Consider the following 3,320-nt stretch of genomic DNA (forward strand, 5'->3'; position numbering starts at 1 on the left):
CAACCCGGTTGAGGGCATCTGGTCCGTCCTGCGACGCACCACCGTGGCCAATCGTGCCTTCGCCGACCCCGATGACTTGATCACTGCCGTCCGACCCGGCCTTCGCCAGCTCCAGTACCGCCACGACGTCCTCGACGGCTGCCTCACCGGCACCGGCCTCCGACGCCAGCCACCATGACGACATCACGCATTCAAGGTCAGTAGATCTGGGAGTTTCAGCGGCCACGAGTGTGCGGCGAGCGCATTTCGTGACTGTTCGACGGGGGACCACATGACGCAGCAGGGGATCATCGCGATAGAGCTCATGGACGGACCGGCCGCAGTGCAGGCCGAGGACGCGTACAAGCTGATCTACGCCGAAGCGTTCGCCGAGCCTCCCTGCAACGAGACCGAGGACGACGTCGTCGCCGCCTTCCGCCGCTTCCCCGTGCAGGCTCGCAATCGGACCTTTCGCGCAGCCTTGGCCCGCACCGAGGAGGGCGAGCCGATCGGCATGGCGTACGGCTACCCGCTCGCGCCCGACACGGTGTGGTGGGACGAACTGACCGAGCCCGTGCCCGACCACATGCGGCGCGAGGACGGGCACCGCACCTTCGGGCTCATGGAACTCGCCGTGCGCGGACCGTGGCGCGGACAGGGTGTTGCGCGGCGTTTGCACAAGACGCTGCTCGACGGCATCGGGGCCGAGCGGGTGCTGTTGAACGTCCACCAGGCGAGCAAGGCTGCGTCGGCCGCTTACCGGGCGTGGGGATACCGCAAGATGGGCGAGGCGCGGCCATGGGGCGAGGGAGCGGACCTCCATGACGTGATGCTGCTCGGTCTGCGCTGAAAGCGGTCTGTGAACTCGTAGCCTGGAGCCAGCCGTCCACATCCACATCCAAAGAGAAGCACCTCATCGCCTAACTTGATCTTTAACGTCCGGCGTCGAATCGTGCCTCGAACTTGATCACTCGGTTCGGTAACCGCCGTACGCCAAAGCGGCCTTCGGCTGAACGTGTGCTCCGACCAAGGAACACACACGTTCAGCACGAAGGCCGTGAGGATGAGTCTGCTGCATCGCGATGGCCGGCAAGAGCCGGTGGCAGAACTGTCATGCTTCCGGGGCGAGTTCTACTCCTGCCTCACCGCTCGTTCGGATGCCTTGTTCGAGCTGGCTGACGCCATTCTGTGCAGTGACGGGCCGGTGCGATCGCTGGCCGAACTGTCGCTGGTCGGCGAACACCGCCGCGGTCATGGCGGGCTCTACGCCGCCGTCGCACGTGGCCGGGTCGATACTGGCCGGCTGCAGCGGGCCCTGGCGGCGGTGCCACTGCCACGGGCTGTCGACGGCCGGCTGGTCCTGGCCATCGACATCACCTGCTGACTACGCCCCGATGCGCACACCTCACCGCAGCGGATCCTGTGTCACACCTACGGTCGGGGCAAAGACCAGCACATTCCTGTCCCCGGCTGGCCGTACTCGATCATCTGCGCGCTCGAGCCGGGCCGCAGTTCATGGACCGCGCCCTTGGAAGCGCTCCGCCTGGCCCCCGGGGCCGACACAGCCACCGTCACCGCACGGCAGCTGCGTGATGTGCTCCATCGACTGATCACCGCCGGGCAGTGGCAGGACGGCGACCCGGACGTTCTCGTTATCGCGGATGCCGGATATGACGCACCCCGCCTTGCAGTCCTGCTGAAAGACCTGCCGGTCCAAGTCCTCGCCCGGATGCGCTCGGACCGGGTCCTGCGCCGGACCGTCCCGTCCCGGCAGCCACACACGATGGGCCGGCCACCCCGGCACGGCAGTGAATTCGTCTTCGGACAGCCCGATACCTGGGGCATCCCGAACACCGAGACTGCCACCGACACACGTCTCTACGGCACCGCCAGGGCCCGCTCCTGGGACCGACTGCACCCCAAGCTGACGCACCGCTCCTCCTGGGCAGCCGCCGACGGCACCCTCCCGATCATCGAAGGGACCGTGATCCGCCTGGACATCAGCCACTGCCCAGCGGAGCAACTCCGAAGCCGGTCTGGCTGTGGTGGTCAGGCACCGACGCCACCCCGGCAGACGCCGACCGTCTCTGGCAGGCGTACTTGCGGCGCTTCGACATCGAGCACACATTCCGCCTGTTCGAGCAGACTCTCGAGGGGATCATGTGCTGGTTCGTGGAGCAGGCGGCCGCGCAGATTGAATGCTGCCGCTTGGACCGTGTCCTATGTGGTGAGGCGGCATACGGCCACGGAGCCTCCGCAAAAACCCGTTGGCGGACCACGGCGACCACTGCTACTTTTCCGGAGGCCGTGCGAGAGAACGAGGAGGTGGTACCCGTGAACGCAGTATCGACATGGGTGCTCCCCTCCGGGGTCACGGTCGGGCGATAGGTCGTCCGGGAGCGCCGTTCAAGAGCACTCCCGAAAGGCACGGCACGACCATGGGATTCACTTCTGAGCAGCGTCTCGACGAGGGCGTCCTCGAGCGCGAATTCACCCTCGGCGAGATCCCCGGCACCCTGTGGACGCCCGGATCCGCGTCGGCCCCGCTGGTCCTGATGGCCCACAACAACGGCCTGCCCAAGGCGGAACCCCGGCTGGCGGCCCGGGCCCGGTACACCGCGGCGCGCGGCTACGCGGTGGCCACCATCGACGCCGCCGGGTGCGGTGACCGTCCCCGTTCCGCCGGCGACGAACAGGCCCGCGCCGACCTCCGCCGGGCGATGCAGGCCGGCGAGCCGGTCGACGAGATCTTCGAGTCCTTCATCGGCCCGCTGGTCGAAAACGCGGTCCCGGAATGGCAGACCACCCTGGATGCCCTCCTTTCGCTGCCCGAGATCGACGGCCCGGTCGGGTATTCGGGGTGGACCGCCCTCGGCATCCGGCTGGCGGTGGTCGAGCCGCGCATCGCGGCCGCAGGTTTCTTCGCCGGGGGCTACGTGCCCCGCGCCCAGCGCGAGGAGGCCCGGCAGGTCACCATTCCGCTGCTGTTCTTGCTGCAGTGGGACGACGAAGGGAACCCCCGGCAACGGGCCCTTGACCTGTTCGACGCCTTCGGCAGCAAGGAGAAAACGCTGCACGCCAATATGGGCGGTCACACGGGCACCCCGTGGTTCGAGCTGGAGGACGGGGACCGGTTCTTCGGCCGGCACCTGAAGTGAGGCCGGGTCGTCTGGCGGGCAGCAGACGGTAGGCGGTGTCGGCCAGCAGCCCGGTCATCCAGCAAGTCAAAGATCAATAACGGGATACTAGTAGTGCTTGGTCAGGTTCACTCGCCGGTGGCGTGTCCGTTTGATCGGGTGTGTCGTTGACCGGGTGTGCTGGGTGGGGAGTTGGCTGCGGTC

Annotated in this window: 2 protein-coding genes and 1 pseudogene; all 3 read left to right on the top strand. The window is 67.4% G+C overall.

Features of this window, described 5'->3' with window-relative positions; translation table 11 throughout:
• The first annotated feature begins 271 nt into the window (after nucleotides 1-271).
• The 3 genes and pseudogenes from ACZ7DL_RS38940 (at nucleotide 272) to ACZ7DL_RS38950 (ending at nucleotide 3,137) form a co-directional block, all read left to right on the top strand.
• Entirely contained in the window at nucleotides 272-829 is a 558-nt protein-coding gene (locus tag ACZ7DL_RS38940) for a GNAT family N-acetyltransferase (protein ID WP_470781785.1), read from the top strand.
• Between the two features lie 213 nt (nucleotides 830-1,042).
• Nucleotides 1,043-2,130: pseudogene (locus tag ACZ7DL_RS38945) on the top strand (transposase); the annotation flags it as partial.
• A 287-nt stretch (nucleotides 2,131-2,417) separates the two neighbouring features.
• Nucleotides 2,418-3,137, top strand: a complete 720-nt coding sequence (locus ACZ7DL_RS38950) for a dienelactone hydrolase family protein (protein ID WP_470781789.1) — start codon at nucleotides 2,418-2,420, stop codon at nucleotides 3,135-3,137.
• Nucleotides 3,138-3,320: the final 183 nt, after the last annotated feature.

The organism is Streptomyces sp. NPDC036984 (assembly GCF_055607665.1).

What these genes read in the sequence shown, in the direction of transcription:
- ACZ7DL_RS38940 (WP_470781785.1), top strand. Translation starts at nt 272, where the DNA reads ATGACGCAGCAGGGGATCATCGCGATAGAGCTCATGGACGGACCGGCC.
- ACZ7DL_RS38950 (WP_470781789.1), top strand. Translation starts at nt 2,418, where the DNA reads ATGGGATTCACTTCTGAGCAGCGTCTCGACGAGGGCGTCCTCGAGCGC.